This is a genomic window from Streptomyces marokkonensis, assembly GCF_008312835.1.
Taxonomy (GTDB): Bacteria; Actinomycetota; Actinomycetes; order Streptomycetales; family Streptomycetaceae; genus Streptomyces; species Streptomyces marokkonensis_A.
The window spans coordinates 407,762-422,368 of record NZ_VSKS01000004.1 but is presented as its reverse complement, the minus strand read 5'-3'; the positions used below and the strand labels follow the sequence as shown (position 1 = coordinate 422,368).

At 72.7% G+C, this 14,607-nt stretch carries 12 protein-coding genes; 2 read left to right on the top strand and 10 right to left on the bottom strand.

Translation table 11 applies throughout. The features are described from left to right. Nucleotides 1-16: 16 nt before the first annotated feature. From hemW to F1615_RS10225, 4 genes are all read right to left on the bottom strand, one after another. Nucleotides 17-1,249 (bottom strand): radical SAM family heme chaperone HemW, encoded by a 1,233-nt coding sequence (gene hemW, locus F1615_RS10240; protein ID WP_149548562.1) that lies wholly within the window; start codon nt 1,247-1,249, stop codon nt 17-19. Nucleotides 1,250-1,308: 59 nt separating this feature from the next. Continuing rightward, on the bottom strand, nt 1,309-3,339 hold the full coding sequence (locus F1615_RS10235) for an ATP-binding SpoIIE family protein phosphatase (RefSeq protein WP_149548561.1): 2,031 nt from the start codon (nt 3,337-3,339) through the stop codon (nt 1,309-1,311). Nucleotides 3,340-3,678: 339 nt separating this feature from the next. After that, complete coding sequence (locus F1615_RS10230; protein ID WP_149548560.1) at nt 3,679-4,935, bottom strand: Dyp-type peroxidase; 1,257 nt, start codon at nt 4,933-4,935, stop codon at nt 3,679-3,681. Between the two features lie 9 nt (nt 4,936-4,944). Next, entirely contained in the window at nt 4,945-5,616 is a 672-nt protein-coding gene (locus F1615_RS10225; protein ID WP_208818286.1) for a copper chaperone PCu(A)C, read from the bottom strand. A gap of 149 nt (nt 5,617-5,765) precedes the next feature. On the opposite strand from F1615_RS10225, the gene F1615_RS10220 reads away from it, so the two are divergent. Then, entirely contained in the window at nt 5,766-6,395 is a 630-nt protein-coding gene (locus F1615_RS10220) for a copper resistance CopC family protein (RefSeq protein WP_149548559.1), read from the top strand. Nucleotides 6,396-6,702: 307 nt separating this feature from the next. Here the strand turns inward: F1615_RS10220 and F1615_RS10215 are convergent, their stop codons facing one another. From F1615_RS10215 to lepA, 4 genes are all read right to left on the bottom strand, one after another. Continuing rightward, a complete protein-coding gene (locus F1615_RS10215) occupies nt 6,703-7,407 on the bottom strand; it encodes a sigma-70 family RNA polymerase sigma factor (RefSeq protein ID WP_149548558.1) in 705 nt (234 codons plus the stop codon). A 173-nt stretch (nt 7,408-7,580) separates the two neighbouring features. Then, nucleotides 7,581-8,213, bottom strand: coding sequence for a hypothetical protein (locus F1615_RS10210; RefSeq protein ID WP_149548557.1), 633 nt, complete (start codon nt 8,211-8,213; stop codon nt 7,581-7,583). A 173-nt stretch (nt 8,214-8,386) separates the two neighbouring features. After that, the gene (locus tag F1615_RS10205) at nt 8,387-10,261 is read right to left on the bottom strand and encodes an AMP-dependent synthetase/ligase (protein ID WP_149548556.1); all 1,875 of its coding nucleotides are present in this window, start codon (nt 10,259-10,261) and stop codon (nt 8,387-8,389) included. A 246-nt stretch (nt 10,262-10,507) separates the two neighbouring features. Next, complete coding sequence (gene lepA / locus F1615_RS10200; RefSeq protein WP_149548555.1) at nt 10,508-12,376, bottom strand: translation elongation factor 4; 1,869 nt, start codon at nt 12,374-12,376, stop codon at nt 10,508-10,510. Between the two features lie 253 nt (nt 12,377-12,629). On the opposite strand from lepA, the gene rpsT reads away from it, so the two are divergent. After that, nucleotides 12,630-12,896 carry a 30S ribosomal protein S20 gene (gene rpsT / locus F1615_RS10190; RefSeq protein ID WP_149548554.1) on the top strand — a complete coding sequence of 89 codons (267 nt, stop codon included), beginning with the start codon at nt 12,630-12,632 and terminating at the stop codon, nt 12,894-12,896. A 185-nt stretch (nt 12,897-13,081) separates the two neighbouring features. On the opposite strand, the gene F1615_RS10185 is transcribed toward rpsT, so the two are convergent. Beyond that, nucleotides 13,082-13,477, bottom strand: coding sequence for a nuclear transport factor 2 family protein (locus F1615_RS10185; RefSeq protein ID WP_149548553.1), 396 nt, complete (start codon nt 13,475-13,477; stop codon nt 13,082-13,084). A 102-nt stretch (nt 13,478-13,579) separates the two neighbouring features. Further along, nucleotides 13,580-14,569, bottom strand: a complete 990-nt coding sequence (gene holA, locus F1615_RS10180; RefSeq protein ID WP_208818285.1) for a DNA polymerase III subunit delta — start codon at nt 14,567-14,569, stop codon at nt 13,580-13,582. Nucleotides 14,570-14,607 lie beyond the last annotated feature (38 nt).

The window sequence follows — 14,607 nt, the reverse complement described above, 5'->3', positions numbered from 1 at the left end:
CCCCCGCGGAAGAAGGTCAGTCCACCAGGTCACGCACCACCGCGTCCGCCAGCAGCCGCCCCCGCAGGGTGAGGGCCGCGCGGCCCTCCTCGTACAGACCCTGCTGGAGCAGCCCGTCCATCAGGGCCCGGCGTGATGCCGCCAGCCCCTCAGGGCGGAGGAGGGAGAGAGGGACGCCCTCCTCCAGGCGCAGTTCGAGGAGGATCCGCTCCACCCGCCGGTCCTCGGCCGACAGAACCTCCCGCCCCGCCCCCGGCGACCGCCCCTCCGCCAGCGCCGCCGCGTACGCCCCCGGGTGCTTGACGTTCCACCAGCGCACCCCGCCCACGTGCGAGTGGGCACCGGGCCCCGCGCCCCACCAGTCGGCGCCGCGCCAGTACAGCTCGTTGTGCAGGCAGCGGCCCGCCTCCGAGGTGGCCCAGTTGGACACCTCGTACCAGTCGAACCCCGCCGCCGACAGCATCTCCTCGGCGATCAGGTACCGGTCCGCGTGCACGTCGTCGTCCGTCATCGGCACCTCACCGCGCCGGATGCCGCGAGCGAGCTGCGTGCCCTCCTCGACGATCAGCGCGTACGCCGACACGTGATCCGGCCCGGCGCCGAGCGCCGCGTCCAGGGACGCCCGCCAGTCGTCGTCGGACTCCCCCGGCGTGCCGTAGATCAGGTCGAGGTTGACGTGCTCGAAGCCCGCCGCCCGCGCCTCGGCGACGCAGGCTTCGGGGCGGCCCGGGGTGTGGGTGCGGTCGAGGACCTTCAGCACGTGCTGCCGGGCGCTCTGCATGCCGAAGGAGATCCGGTTGAAGCCGCCCGCGCGCAGGGTCGCCAGATAGTCCGGACCGACCGACTCCGGGTTCGCCTCCGTCGTCACCTCGGCGTCCGCCGCGAGCCCGAACTCCTCCCGGACCGCCCCCAGCATCCGTACGAGGTCGTCGGCCGCCAGCAGCGTCGGCGTGCCCCCTCCGACGAACACCGTGCGGACCGGCCGCGGGTCGTCCCCCAGCACCTTGCGGGCCAGGCGGATCTCGTCGATCAGGGTCTCGGCGTAGTTGTCGCGGGAGGCCAGCACTCCCCCGGTGCCGCGCAGCTCGGTCGCGGTGTACGTGTTGAAGTCGCAGTAGCCGCAGCGGGTCGCGCAGTACGGGACGTGCAGGTAGAAGCCGAGGGGGCGGTCGGCGGCCCCGGTGAGCGCGGAGGCGGGCAGCGCGCCGTCGGCGGGGACGGGCTCGCCGTCGGGGAGTGCGGAAGGCATGTGCTCCATTGTCCCGCACCCGTCGGCGTCCCCCGGGTGCCCGTCCCCCGCCCTCCGCGTCACTCCGCCTGCAGCACCAGCAGCGCGAGGTCGTCGGCCGGCGGCCGGGCCCCGAACTCGTGCACGAGCTGGGTGATCCGTTCCGCTATCCGCTCCGCGTCCATGCCCGCGCACCCCGCGAGCGCCGTCGCGAGGCCGTCCCCGTCGTCGAACTGGCGGGAACCGGAGCGCCGCTCGGTGACCCCGTCGGTGACGCAGAGCAGGGTGTCGCCGGAGTACATCTCGAAGGTCTCGCTGGTGTACGCGGCGTCCTCGATCACCCCGAGCAGCGTCTGCGGCTGGGCGACGGCGCGGACGGAGCCCTCGGGGTCGAGCAGCAGGGGCAGGGGGTGTCCCGCGGAGGCGAGGGTGCAGCGGACACCGCCGGGGAACGGGGCGAGTTCGCCGTAGAGGAGGGAGAGGAAGCGGGTCTGGGGACCGTCGCCGGGGACGGCCGGGCGGGCGCCGGCGGCCACCAGCGCGCGGGCGGCGGCGTCGGCGGCCTCGGTCGCGTCGTCGAGGAGGAGCTGGTTGAGGCGGTCCAGGACGTCGGCGACGCGGTAGCCCTCGCGGGCGAGCAGCCGCAGCCAGGGCCGGGCCAGCCCGATCACGACGGCCGCCTCGGGGCCCTTGCCCTGGACGTCGCCGACGGCGAAGCACCAGCGGCCGCGGCCGGCCGGGAAGAGGTCGTAGAAGTCGCCGCTCGGTCCGCCCTTGTCGCAGGGTTCGTAGACGAGGGCGCTGCGCACCCCGGGGATCTCGGCGACGGCGCCGGGCAGCAGTCCGCGCTGGAGCACGGCGCTGATGGTGGCCTGCCGGGAGTACTGCCGGGCGGCGCCGATGGCGAGGGCGACCCGCCGGCCGAGGTCCTCCACGAGACCGGTGATCTCGTCGGGGAAGCGGTCGATCCCGCCCCGTCCGATCACCAGCGTCCCGAGCGGCCGCCCGCCGGCGACGAGCCGGTAGGCGAGGGCGGTCCCGCAGGTACCGCCGGCCGGGACGTCGGGCGCCCCGTCCGGGCACCGGTAGGGGACGGGGCCCGGGCTCAGCGGGTCTCCGGGGCGGGGCGGGTTCTGTTCCAGGACCCGGCTCAGGTCCTCGATGCGGTTCTCGCTGGCGTGCCACACGCGGGCGAGGCGGGGGCCGCCGGTCCCGGCGCCGTCGCTCCAGCCGCCGTGGCCGGTGGTCTCGTCCTCCAGCCAGACCGCGCACCAGTCGGCCAGCCGCGGCACGATGAGCTGTCCGGTGAGCGAGGCGACCAGGTCCTCGTCCAGCTGCCCGGCGAGCAGGTCGGAGGCCTCGGCGAGGAAGGAGAGGGCGCCCCGCCCGAGCCAGGTGCCGTCGCGCCCGTGACGGCGGGCGAGCCAGTCGTCGCCGTACGAGCCCCCGCGCCAGGTCTCCCGGGCGGACCCCGGCGTCTCCCGGTGGCCGGGCGCGCCCCGGGCGACGAGCGGGTCCGGCGGGTCGGGCGGTCCCAGGGGGTCCGGGGCGAGGATCTCCGCCACCCTGAGGTCGGGCGCCGACGCGCGCTCCCCCGCGTACGCCTCGGTCTGCTCGCTCACCGGGTGCTCCCCGGCGGACAGCCGGGCCCACACGGTCTTCGTGCCAGGGCGGTAGGTGATCCCCCAGGACTCCGAGAGCGCCGCGACGAGGCGCAGGCCCCGCCCGTACTCGGGGGTGTCGTGCGCCGGCGGCGACTCCGGTCCGCCGCCGCGCGGTGCGCGGGAGGGATGCCGGTCGGCGACCTCGACCACGAGCGCGCCGGTGTCCCCTTCCAGCCTGCAGGTCAGGCACACCTCGGTGCCGGCGTGCACGACGGCGTTGGTGACGAGTTCGCTGGCGACGAGCGCCGCGTCGTCGCCGACGCGGCCGGTGAGGTGCTCGGCGCCGGGCAGTGCGAGCTGCGTCCACTCGCTGAGGGCCTTGCGCAGCAGGGCCCGCGCGGAACCGGGCGCGAGGGGGCTTCCGGACAGGGTCGCTTCCACCCGCGTGCACCCCGGCGCGTCGGAGGCGCACAGGGCGGTCTCGCGCTGGGTCGGAATGGCCCGCATGGGCGGCTCCCCGGGCAGTTCGTACGAATAGAACCTCGATCGCTGCCGACAGGGTGACAGACAGGCCCGGCCCATAAGCGGGGAGTCACCGAACTGGACCGCCAGGGGTGAAAAGAGTGCTACGCACGTGTTCAGGAACGAAGGGAAACCCGACCCGTTCCGAAAACTTCCGCACCGGGAGGGGGCGGCCCACGGCCCGCGCCGTCGGACAGGAGGGCGGTACGACCGGCTGTCGGGGCTCGCCCCACGAGACGCGGGCTGAGGTCGGGGCCGTGCGGCCCGGACGTGCATGGCGGCATCCCCGGGCCGCGTTCCGACGGGGCCCGGGTCGGTCCTGCGTCAGCCGAGCAGGGTGTCCCCGATCCAGCCGCCGGCGGCGCAGCCCGGCGGGACGGCGAAGACCGCCGAACCGATCGGGGTGGTCCACTCGTTGAGGAGATCGGACTCGGCCAGGCTGCGCTGGATCGGCAGGAACTGCTCGCCGATGTCACGCTGGAACGACGCGAAGAGCAGTCCGGTCTCCGACCGCCCGTCCGCGGCAACGGCCTCGTCGTAGTTGTACGGCCGGCGGAAGATGCGCCGCCGGTCCTCTCCCACGTGGGCCCGCCGTATGTGGGCGTGCTCGGAGATGACGGGGAGGCCGAGGTCGTTCTCGGCGCCGAAGTCGGGGAGGTCCTTCTCCGCGGTGCCGGTGAGCGGTGCCCCGGTGCCCAGCCTGCGCCCGATGGTGAACTCCTTGGCGCCGGTGTCGACCGCGTCCCAGGTCTCGAGCTCGATGCGGATCCTGCGCAGTACCAGGGTCGTACCGCCGTCTCGCAGCCACCGCGGCCCCGCGTCGGTCCAGACGATCTCCGAGAAGACGTCGTCGTCCGGATACGGGTTGGCGGTGCCGTCGAGCTGGCCCATGAGGTTGCGCTGCGTGACCCCGTCGTCCTCGACGCCGCGCCCGCGGCGGAACCCGCGCTGGGTCCAGCGCAGCCGGGCGAACGACCTGGCGTCCTTGATCAGCATCCGCTGGGCGTGCGCGACGGTGAGCGGGTCGTCGGCGCAGATCTGGATCAGCAGGTCGCCGCCGCTCCAGCGGTCCTGCAGCCGGTCGATGCCGAACCGCGGCAGCGGTTCCAGGGACGCGGGCCGCTGGTCGTCGACGCCTGCCGCCCTGAAGAGCCCGGGTCCGAACCCGAAGGTCACGGTCAGCCTGGCCGGCAGCGCCGCGAGTTCGGGTTCGGTGTCGGCCAGGGCCGGCTCGCCCCGGGTGAGCCGGGCGGCGTCGTCGGTGAGCAGCCGCATCATCCGGCCCAGGGCCGCGCGGTCCGTGCCCTTGGCCAGCTCGAAGCCGAGGAACACGGCGTGGGACTGGGCCGGGGTCGCGATGCCCGCCTGGTGTCTGCCGTGGAAGGGCACGGTCTCCTCTCCGTAGGCGACGGTGACGGTCCGCGGGCGCCGGCCCGCGTCGCCGCCGCTGCCGTCCTGGGAGCCACTGCCACGCTCCACAGCGGCGGTGATCCCGGCACCGGCGAGGGCGCCCGTGACGGTGAGCGCTCCTCCAGCCAGCACCCTGCGGCGGCTGACGGGCGGGATGCGGTTCTCCTCCATGGCGGGTGGTCAGTCCTTCTTCATGTCGGACATGCCGGAGTCCTTCATGCCCGACTCGCCGGGTTCGTAGTTCTCCTTGCCGCCCGCGAACTGCTTGGCGACGGCGGTGAACTCGAGCGTCCGGCCGTCCTTGAAGGTCAGGGTGACCGGGACCTCGTCACCCGGTTTCACCGCGTCGGCCAACCCCATCAGCATCAGATGGTCGCTGCCCGGCTCGAGCCGGTGGCTGCCCTTGGCCGGTATGACGAACCCGTCCTCCTTCGGACGCATCACCATCTTGCCGTCCACGTCGGCCACCTCGTGCAGCTCCGTCGTCCTGGACGCGCCGGATGTGGCGGACACGACGGTGATGTCGGCGTCGGTGCGGTTGACCAGGGTCCCGAACGCCCCGGTCATGCCGGATTCGGCGGCCTTCACCCACGGATCCTTCATGGTGACCGGCGCGGCGGTGGCGGTGGCCTCGCCGGGTGTCGCGGTGGCGGAACCGCCCGAGCCGGACGGGGACGAGTCGTCCGAGCCGCAACCGGCAAGGGTGATCATCCCCAGCACCGCGACCGCCGAGGCGGCGACGAGGACACGCGGGCGGCGGGTTCTCCGGGCTGTGGGACTGGTGGTGGCGCGCATGATTCGTCGGCCCTCCGGCTTGGCGTTCGGCAGTTCGGACAGGTAGTCGTGGCGCACCGGCCGGAAGTTCCCGGGGTCTCGCGGAAAGACTTCCGGGAACTTTCCGGGTACCGGATCCGACGTACTGGTATGTGAAGCGCCGCAGCGATTCCCCGTTCACGCCCGCCGGGCCGTCCACGGCCCTCCGCGGGGCCGTGCCCACACCGATGACCGAGTCCGCCACCACGTCCTGGCGCGCCGGGAGGGGGCCGGCCCCACTCCCGGCGGCCCTGCCGGCGCTGCTCGTGCTGCTCGCATTGCTGCTGGTCGTCGCGGCGGCCGCGCCGGCGCGGGCGCACGCGCGGCTGGTCGGGTCCGACCCGGCGGCGGGGTCCGCGGTGTCCCGGTCCCCTGAGTCGGTCACGCTGACCTTCGACGGGCCGGTCAAGCAGCAGTTCACCAGCATCGCGGTGTCCGGCGCCGACGGGGTGTCGTACAGCGACGGCACGCCCGGCGCGTTCAACGACGACGTGGAGCAGAAGGTGAAGGCGCTGCCCTCCGGGGAGATCGTCGTCACCTGGCGCACCGTCGCGGCCGACGGGGCTCCGCTGCAGGGCCGTTACACCTTCACCAACACGGATCCGGCGGCGCCGGCCGTGTCACCGGCCCCGTCCTCGCCGACGACGGGTACCGCGGGCGGAACGCCGTCACGCCGTGGGGGCGGGGCGGGCGCAACGGACACCGCCGGCAACGGCGACGCGCCCTTGCCGGCCCTGTGGCTCGTGGGAGGAGCGTCGCTGGTGGCCGTCCTGGCCCTGCTGGGCGTGCTCCTGGTCCGGTCGGTACGCCGTCCGTGAGCCCCGGGCCGGATTGAGCGGGCCGGGCCCGGCAGCCTGTGCCTCCGGGTCCGGCCCGTGGATCCGGGCCGGACCGGGGCCTCCGGGCCGGACCTGAGCTCCCGGCACAACCGGCACCCCCGAGCCCGGCCGGGCGCCCGGACCAGCCACCAGACCGGACCGGAACTCCCGGACCGGAACTCCCAGCGCGACCGGCGCCTCCGGCCCGGCCGGGACTCTCCGCCGTCGGCGTGACCTCCGGCGGACCGCACCGCCTCCGGCCCCGTCCGCCGACGGGAACCGGAGGCGGCCTCCACGTTCGCCGCGTTCAGGCGGCGGCACTCACCGGCCGGGGTTCCCCGGCGGTCTCCGCCATCCGCAGCAGTCCGGCCATCTCCGCGCGCGCCCGCGCCACCCGGGAGCGGACGGTGCCGATGGGGCAGCCCACCAGTGCCGCCGCCTCCGCGTAGGGCAGGCCCATCACCTGGGTGAGGACGAACGCCTCCCGCCGCGGGGCGTCCAGGGCTCCCAGGAGGTCGAGGAGCGCGACGCCGTCGTCGAAGCCGGGCAGCCCCGTCTGCTGGGCGCGCTGCGCCCGCTCGGCGGTCACCCGCCAGTCCTCGGCGTCGGCGAGCCGCGGACGGGCCGCGGCCGCGCGGTGGCGGTCGACGACCACGCGGCGGGCGATGGACAGCAGCCAGGTACGCGCGTACGAGCGGCCGGCGAAGCGCGGCAGCCCGGTCAGCGCCCGCAGATACGTCTCCTGAGCGAGGTCGTCGGCGCCCTGTACGTCGGCGCAGAGATGGGCGACGAAGCGCCAGACGTCGCTGTGCGTGGCGCGCACGAACTTGTCGAACGCCTCGCTGTCGCCGCCTCGGGCGGCCAGCGCCCACCGGGTGATCTGCTGGTCGTCACGCGCGGCGGGGCCCGGGAGCGGGGCCCGTTCGAGGGCAGGGGTCAGTGTCGGTGCAGGGGTCGGTGTCGGTGCAGGGGTCGGTGTCGGTGCAGGGGTCGGTGTCGGTGCAGGGGTCATCACAGGTTCCTTGCGATGCGTGATGAGCGGCACACCGTCGGGCCGTCGGGCCCGGGGTACCGCAGGGCCGTGGGCCGGCGCGTGGGACGTGCGACGTCGGACGTGCGACGCGTCACGGGCGCGCCGGTACTCCGCCCGTCACCGAGGAACCGTGAAGACCGCGGGACGGGCGGTCAGCAGCAGACGGGGAGGGCCGGCGGACCTCTGCGGGAGACGCTGTGGAACAGCAGTGACCTGCGCAGCCGCTGTGCGGGCGGTGCGGTGACGATACGGCCGGGCAGGAGAACGGGCGCGGTGCGGGCCACCGCCAGGCGGGCACGGCGCAGCGGCGCGAAGACGAAGGCCGCGAGCGCGCGGCCGAGCCGGAACGCGGCCGCCTCGCCGCGCCACAGCCACAGCGCGCAGAACAGGGCGGCCAGTGTGTGCGCCAGCACCATGCCGGTGGTCCAGCCGTGTGCGGACGAGGCACCGGACATCGGCATCGTGTGCATCGCGTGGTCCATGCCCGCCATGCCGTGAGCGTGGGCCCCCGGCGCGGAGCCCATGGGGGACGGCACGTGCGTCAGGCTGAACAGGCTGTGGAGCACGAACTGGGTGATGATCGTCGACCCGGTCACGGCGGACGCCCCGCGCTCCCGGCCGGTCAGCCACCACGCTCCCCCCGTCGCCGCGGCGAACGCGCCGGCCACGGTCCACGCCGGCGGCGCGGCGCCGGACATCATGGAGTGTCCGAGAGCCGTCGTCACCACGCACACCGCCGCGAAGACCGCGGCTCGCGCGAGACGGAAGCCGGGCCGGGTGGTCATGTCCGGCATGGTGCCAGGTGTTCACTCATACGGACGCACAGGGGTCCGATCGGGCGTCCCCGCGCGGGCTCGTCGCGGGTCTCGCCCGCTGCCGTTCCGCGCGGCCGCGCGGAACGGCAGGACGCACGCGGGGCGGGGAGGATCCCGCCCCGCTGCGTGTCACGGAGCGACGGTCACGCCTCGCGGGTGCCCTCGTACATCTCCTCGATGAGGTTCTTGTACTCGCGCTCCACCACCGGGCGCTTCAGCTTCAGGCTCGGGGTGATCTCGCCGTGCTCGACGTCGAGGTCGCGCGGCAGGAGGCGGAACTTCTTGATGGTCTGCCAGCGCTGGAGGCCCTCGTTGAGCTGCTTGACGTAGCCGTCGACCATCTCGACCGTGACGGGCGCGGCGACGATCTCGGCGTACGGCTTGCCCGCCATGCCGTTCTCGGCGGCCCAGGCCGTGATGGCCGCCTCGTCGAGGGCGATGAGGGCGGTGCAGTAGTTCCGGTCGGCGCCGTGCACCAGGATGTTGGAGACGTACGGGCAGACCGCCTTGAACTGGCCCTCGACCTCGGCGGGCGCGATGTACTTGCCGCCGGAGGTCTTGATCAGGTCCTTCTTGCGGTCGGTGATGCGCAGGTAGCCGTCGGCGGACAGCTCGCCGATGTCGCCGGTGTGGAGCCAGCCGTCCGCCTCCAGGACCTCCGCGGTCTTGTCGGGCAGGTTGTGGTAGCCCTGCATGATGCCGGGGCCGCGCAGCAGGATCTCGCCGTCGTCGGCGATGCGCACCTCGGTGCCGGGCAGCGGCTTGCCGACGGTGCCGGTGCGGTAGGCCTCGCCGGGGTTGACGAAGGAGGCCGCGGAGGACTCGGTGAGGCCGTAGCCCTCCAGGATGTGGATGCCGGCGCCGGAGAAGAAGTAGCCGATCTCGGGCGCGAGGGCCGCGGAGCCGGAGACGCAGGCGCGGAGGTTGCCGCCGAAGGCCTCGCGGATCTTGGCGTACACGAGCTTGTCGGCGACGGCGTGCTTGCTGCGCAGGCCGAAGGGGGCGCTCGCGGTACCGGTGCGGCGGAAGTTGTCCTGGGTGACCTTGGCGTACTCGCGGGCGACCCCGGCCGCCCACTGGAAGATCTTGTACTTGGCGCCTCCGCCGGCCTTCGCCTTGGCGGCGACACCGTTGTAGACCTTCTCGAAGATGCGGGGCACGGCCGCCATGTACGTCGGCCGGACCACCGGCAGGTTCTCGATGATCTTGTCCACGCGGCCGTCGACGGCCGTGACGTGGCCCACCTCGATCTGGCCGGAGGTGAGCACCTTGCCGAAGACGTGGGCGAGCGGCAGCCACAGGTACTGCACGTCGTCGCCGCTGACCAGGCCGGTCGCGGCGATGGCCTTGGCCATGTACGACCAGCAGTCGTGCGGCAGGCGCACGCCCTTCGGGCGGCCGGTGGTGCCGGAGGTGTAGATGAGGGTGGCGAGCTGGTCCTTGGTGATCGCGGCGACCCGCTCCTTGATCAGCTCCGGTTCCTTCTGGAGCCGCCCGGCGCCGAGCTTCTCCAGGTCGGTGAGGGCCATCACGAAGTCGTCGGTCTCGACGCCGGCCGGGTCGATGACCACGACGCGGGTGAGCTCGGGCAGCTCGGCGCGCTTCGCCACCGCCTTGGCCGCCTGCTCGGCGTTCTCCGCGATGAGCACCCGGCTCTGGGAGTCGGACAGGATGTAGGCGGACTCGTCGGCGTTGGTCTGCGGGTAGATCGTGGTGGTGGCGGCGCCCGCGCAGAGGATGCCGAGGTCGGCGAGGATCCACTCGACGCGGGTCGCGCACGCCAGCGCCACCCGCTCCTCCGGCTGCACGCCCAGCTCGATCAGGCCCGCCGCGATGGCGTGGACCCGTTCGGCGGTGCCCGCCCAGGTGAGGGACTTCCAGTCGTCCGGCCCCTCGCCGGAGGCCGGTGGGACGGGGTAGCGGTAGGCCTCGGCGTCCGGTGTGGCCGCCACACGCTCCAGGAAGAGGGCCGCCACGGTCGGCGGTCGGTTCTCGATCAGTGTCTGTGTGTCGCTCACGACGTCCTCCGGGGCCCGCGACGGTGCGGCTGGCTCAGTGCGGCTGGGGTTTCCTCGCGCCGTTGTTTAACTCGCGAGTAACTATCGAGCACGGACAGAGTAAAGGCCGACCGCCCACGGCGTAAGGGGCCACGGCCTGTTACTTCGTACAGAGAGCTACCCGAACGACACGCGGGGCCCGCCGCACTCGCGTGCGACGGGCCCCGGTTCCGCCCGGTTTGCGGAGTGACCCGCGGTAACCAACGGTTACTTCTTGCCCTTGCCCGATCCCGCGCTGTCGTCGCTGGAGAGGACGGCGATGAAGGCCTCCTGCGGGACTTCCACGGAGCCCACCATCTTCATCCGCTTCTTGCCCTCCTTCTGCTTCTCGAGCAGCTTCCGCTTGCGGGAGATGTCACCGCCGTAGCACTTGGCGAGCACGTCCTTGCGGATGGCGCGGATGGTCTCGCGGGCGATGACCCGCGAGCCGATGGCGGCCTGCACCGGCACCTCGAAGGCCTGCCGCGGGATCAGCTCCTTGAGCTTGGCGACGAGCCGCACGCCGTACGCGTACGCCTGGTCCTTGTGGGTGATCGCGGAGAACGCGTCCACCTTGTCGCCGTGCAGCAGGATGTCGACCTTGACCAGGCTCGAGGTCTGCTCGCCGGTGGGCTCGTAGTCGAGGGAGGCGTAGCCGCGGGTCTTGGACTTCAGCTGGTCGAAGAAGTCGAAGACGATCTCGGCGAGCGGGAGGGTGTAGCGGATCTCCACCCGGTCCTCGGAGAGGTAGTCCATGCCGAGCAGGACACCGCGCCGGGTCTGGCACAGCTCCATGATCGAGCCGATGAACTCGCTGGGCGCCAGGATGGTGGCGCGCACGACCGGCTCGTACACCTCGCCGATCTTCCCCTCGGGGAACTCGCTCGGGTTGGTGACGATGTGCTCGCTGCCGTCCTCCATGACGACGCGGTAGACCACGTTCGGCGCGGTGGCGATGAGGTCGAGGCCGAACTCGCGCTCGAGGCGCTCGCGGATCACGTCCAGGTGCAGCAGGCCGAGGAAGCCGACGCGGAAGCCGAAACCGAGCGCGGCGGAGGTCTCCGGCTCGTACACCAGGGCGGCGTCGTTGAGCTGGAGCTTGTCCAGGGCCTCGCGCAGCTCCGGGTAGTCGGAGCCGTCCAGCGGGTACAGGCCCGAGAACACCATGGGCTTGGGGTCCTTGTAGCCGCCGAGCGCCTCCTGGGCGCCCTTGTGCTGGCTGGTGACGGTGTCACCGACCTTGGACTGGCGGACGTCCTTCACGCCGGTGATCAGGTAGCCCACCTCGCCGACGCCGAGACCGTCGGCGGGCAGCATCTCCGGCGAGTTGGTGCCGATCTCCAGCAGCTCGTGGGTGGCGCCGGTGGACATCATCCGGATCCGCTCGCGCTTGTTGAGCTGGCCGTCGATGACACGGACGTACGTCACGACACCGCGGTAGGAGTCGTAGACCGAGTCGAAGATCATCGCGCGGGCGGGGGCGTCCTTGACGCCGACCGGGGCGGGGACGTCGGCGACCACCCGGTCCAGCAGCGCCTCGACGCCGAGGCCGGTCTTCGCGGAGACCTTCAGCACGTCGTCGGGGTCGCAGCCGACCAGGTTGGCGAGCTCCTCGGCGAACTTCTCGGGCTGCGCGGCCGGCAGGTCGATCTTGTTGAGCACCGGGATGATCGTGAGGTCGTTCTCCATCGCCAGGTAGAGGTTGGCGAGGGTCTGGGCCTCGATGCCCTGGGCGGCGTCGACGAGGAGGACGGTCCCCTCGCAGGCGGCGAGCGAACGGGAGACCTCGTAGGTGAAGTCGACGTGCCCGGGGGTGTCGATCATGTTGAGGATGTGCGTGTCGGCCTTGTCGTGGGTCGGGGCCCACGGCAACCGCACCGCCTGGGACTTGATCGTGATGCCGCGCTCGCGCTCGATGTCCATGCGGTCGAGGTACTGAGCGCGCATCTGCCGCTGCTCGACCACACCGGTCAGCTGGAGCATCCGGTCGGCGAGCGTGGACTTGCCGTGGTCGATGTGCGCGATGATGCAGAAATTGCGGATCAGCGCCGGGTCGGTACGGCTCGGCTCGGGCACATGGCTGGGGATCGCGGGCACGCAGGGTCCTGATTCTTGAGGCGTCCGCATACGTGTGCTTGTGCGTCTGCGGTCTCGGGTCGGATCGATACGTAGCCTCCATGGTCCCACGGGTGGCGACCCGGGACGGGTTTGGGCCACTGAACGGGCCGCTGGTAGTGTGGGGGGCTGTGTCTCATGCCCTCTCAGCGCGAGGCACACCCCAAGAAATCACCCGGCGCGGGTTCCGTGCGGCACCGTACGGCCCCGGGCCAGAACCTGTAGAGGCTCATTCGTGGCGAACATCAAGTCCCAGATCAAGCGGAACAAGACCAACGAGAAGGCCCGGCTGCGCAACAAGGCCGTCAAGTCCTCTCTGAAGACCGCGATCCGCAAGGCCCGCGAGGCCGCTGCCGCGGGTGACACCGAGAAGGCCACCGAGTACCAGCGCGCTGCCGCGCGTCTGCTCGACAAGGCCGTCTCCAAGGGCGTCATCCACAAGAACCAGGCCGCCAACAAGAAGTCGGCGCTGGCTCAGAAGGTCGCGGCCGTCAAGGGCTGAAACCCTGTGATCTGACCGTCGGCGGGACCCCGGGCGGGCCCTCTCTCATCCGCCCCCGGCCGGCACCCCGAGCTCGTACGCGGCCTGCGTTCGCCACGCGGGTACGAGCTCACAGTCTTCATCCGAAGGCCCCGCCCGCACCCTTCCCCGGGTGGCGGCGGGGCCTTCGGCCTCTCCCTCACGCCTCATGCCCAGAAGGCGTCGGCCTCATCGAGGTCCTCGAGGCACTCGTCGACATCGGTGATCCTGTCTCCGACGATCCGGAAGACGTAGCACGCCATCTGTTCGAAGCTCGCGCCCTGCCGCTCGGCGCGCACGCGGTGCACCGCCACCGCGTGACCGCGGCCGTCGACGAGGATATGGCGCAGCTCGATGTCCATGGTCCCGCCGGACTCCTGGGCGAGCTGTTCGTAGAACCCGATGATCGCGTCCTGCCCCTTGAAGTCACCCGCCAGGGGATGGTTCCCGGGTACGTGGTACGTGGCATCCGCGGACAGCAGTCCCCGTAGGGCATCCATGTCGCCGCGCGAGAACGCCTCGTAGCCCTTGCGGACGAGCATTGCGTGCGGGTGTTCAGCCATGACGCTCGCCACCTTCCCACTGCTGGGCGGTCGAAGGCCGACACCCTCCATTGTCCCCCCCGGCGGGAGGGGAGCGACTCGATCACGCCGTCGCCGGGGGTGCTACGCCCGTCCCCTCGACCGCGCCGCACGCGCGACGGTGACGACCGCCTTCTCCAGCGCGTACTCCGGGTCGTCCCCGCCGCCCTTGACTCCCGCGTCCGCCTCGGCGACCGCGCGCAGCGCCACGGCCACGCCGTCCGGGGTCCAGCCGCGCATCTGCTGCCGCACCCGGTCGATCTTCCACGGCGGCATGCCCAGCTCACGGGCCAGATCGGCGGGTCTGCCGCCGCGCGCCGACGACAGCTTGCCGATCGCCCGGACGCCCTGGGCCAGCGCGCTGGTGATCAGCACCGGGGCCACCCCGGTCGACAGCGACCAGCGCAGGGCTTCCAGGGCCTCCGCCGCGCGCCCTTCGACCGCCCGGTCGGCGACCGTGAAGCTCGATGCCTCGGCCCGCCCGGTGTAGTAGCGGCCGACGACCGCCTCGTCGATGGTGCCCTCGACGTCCGCGACCAGCTGGGAGACGGCCGACGCCAGCTCGCGCAGGTCGCTGCCGACGGCGTCGACCAGCGCCTGGCACGCCTCCGGTGCGGCGGACCTCCCGGCGGCCCGGAACTCGCCCCGCACGAAGGCCAGCCGGTCCGCCGGCTTGGTCATCTTCGGGCACGCCACCTCCCGGGCACCCGCCTTGCGCGCCGCGTCGAGCAGGCCCTTGCCCTTGGCGCCGCCCGCGTGCAGCAGCACGAGCGTGATCTCCTCGGCGGGCGCCCCGAGGTACGCCTTCACGTCCTTGACCGTGTCGGCCGACAGGTCCTGCGCATTGCGTACGACCACGACCTTGCGCTCCGCGAAGAGCGACGGGCTGGTCAGCTCGGCGAGGGTGCCGGGCTGGAGCTGGTCGGGAGTCAGGTCGCGTACGTCCGTGTCGGCGTCGGCGGCCTTCGCGGCGGCCACCACCTCCTGCACGGCGCGGTCGAGCAGCAGCTCCTCCTGGCCCACGGCGAGCGTCAGGGGGGCGAGGGGGTCGTCGGATCCGGTCTTCCTGGCCATCGCGACAAGCATCCCACGGGCCACCGACAACGCCGCCC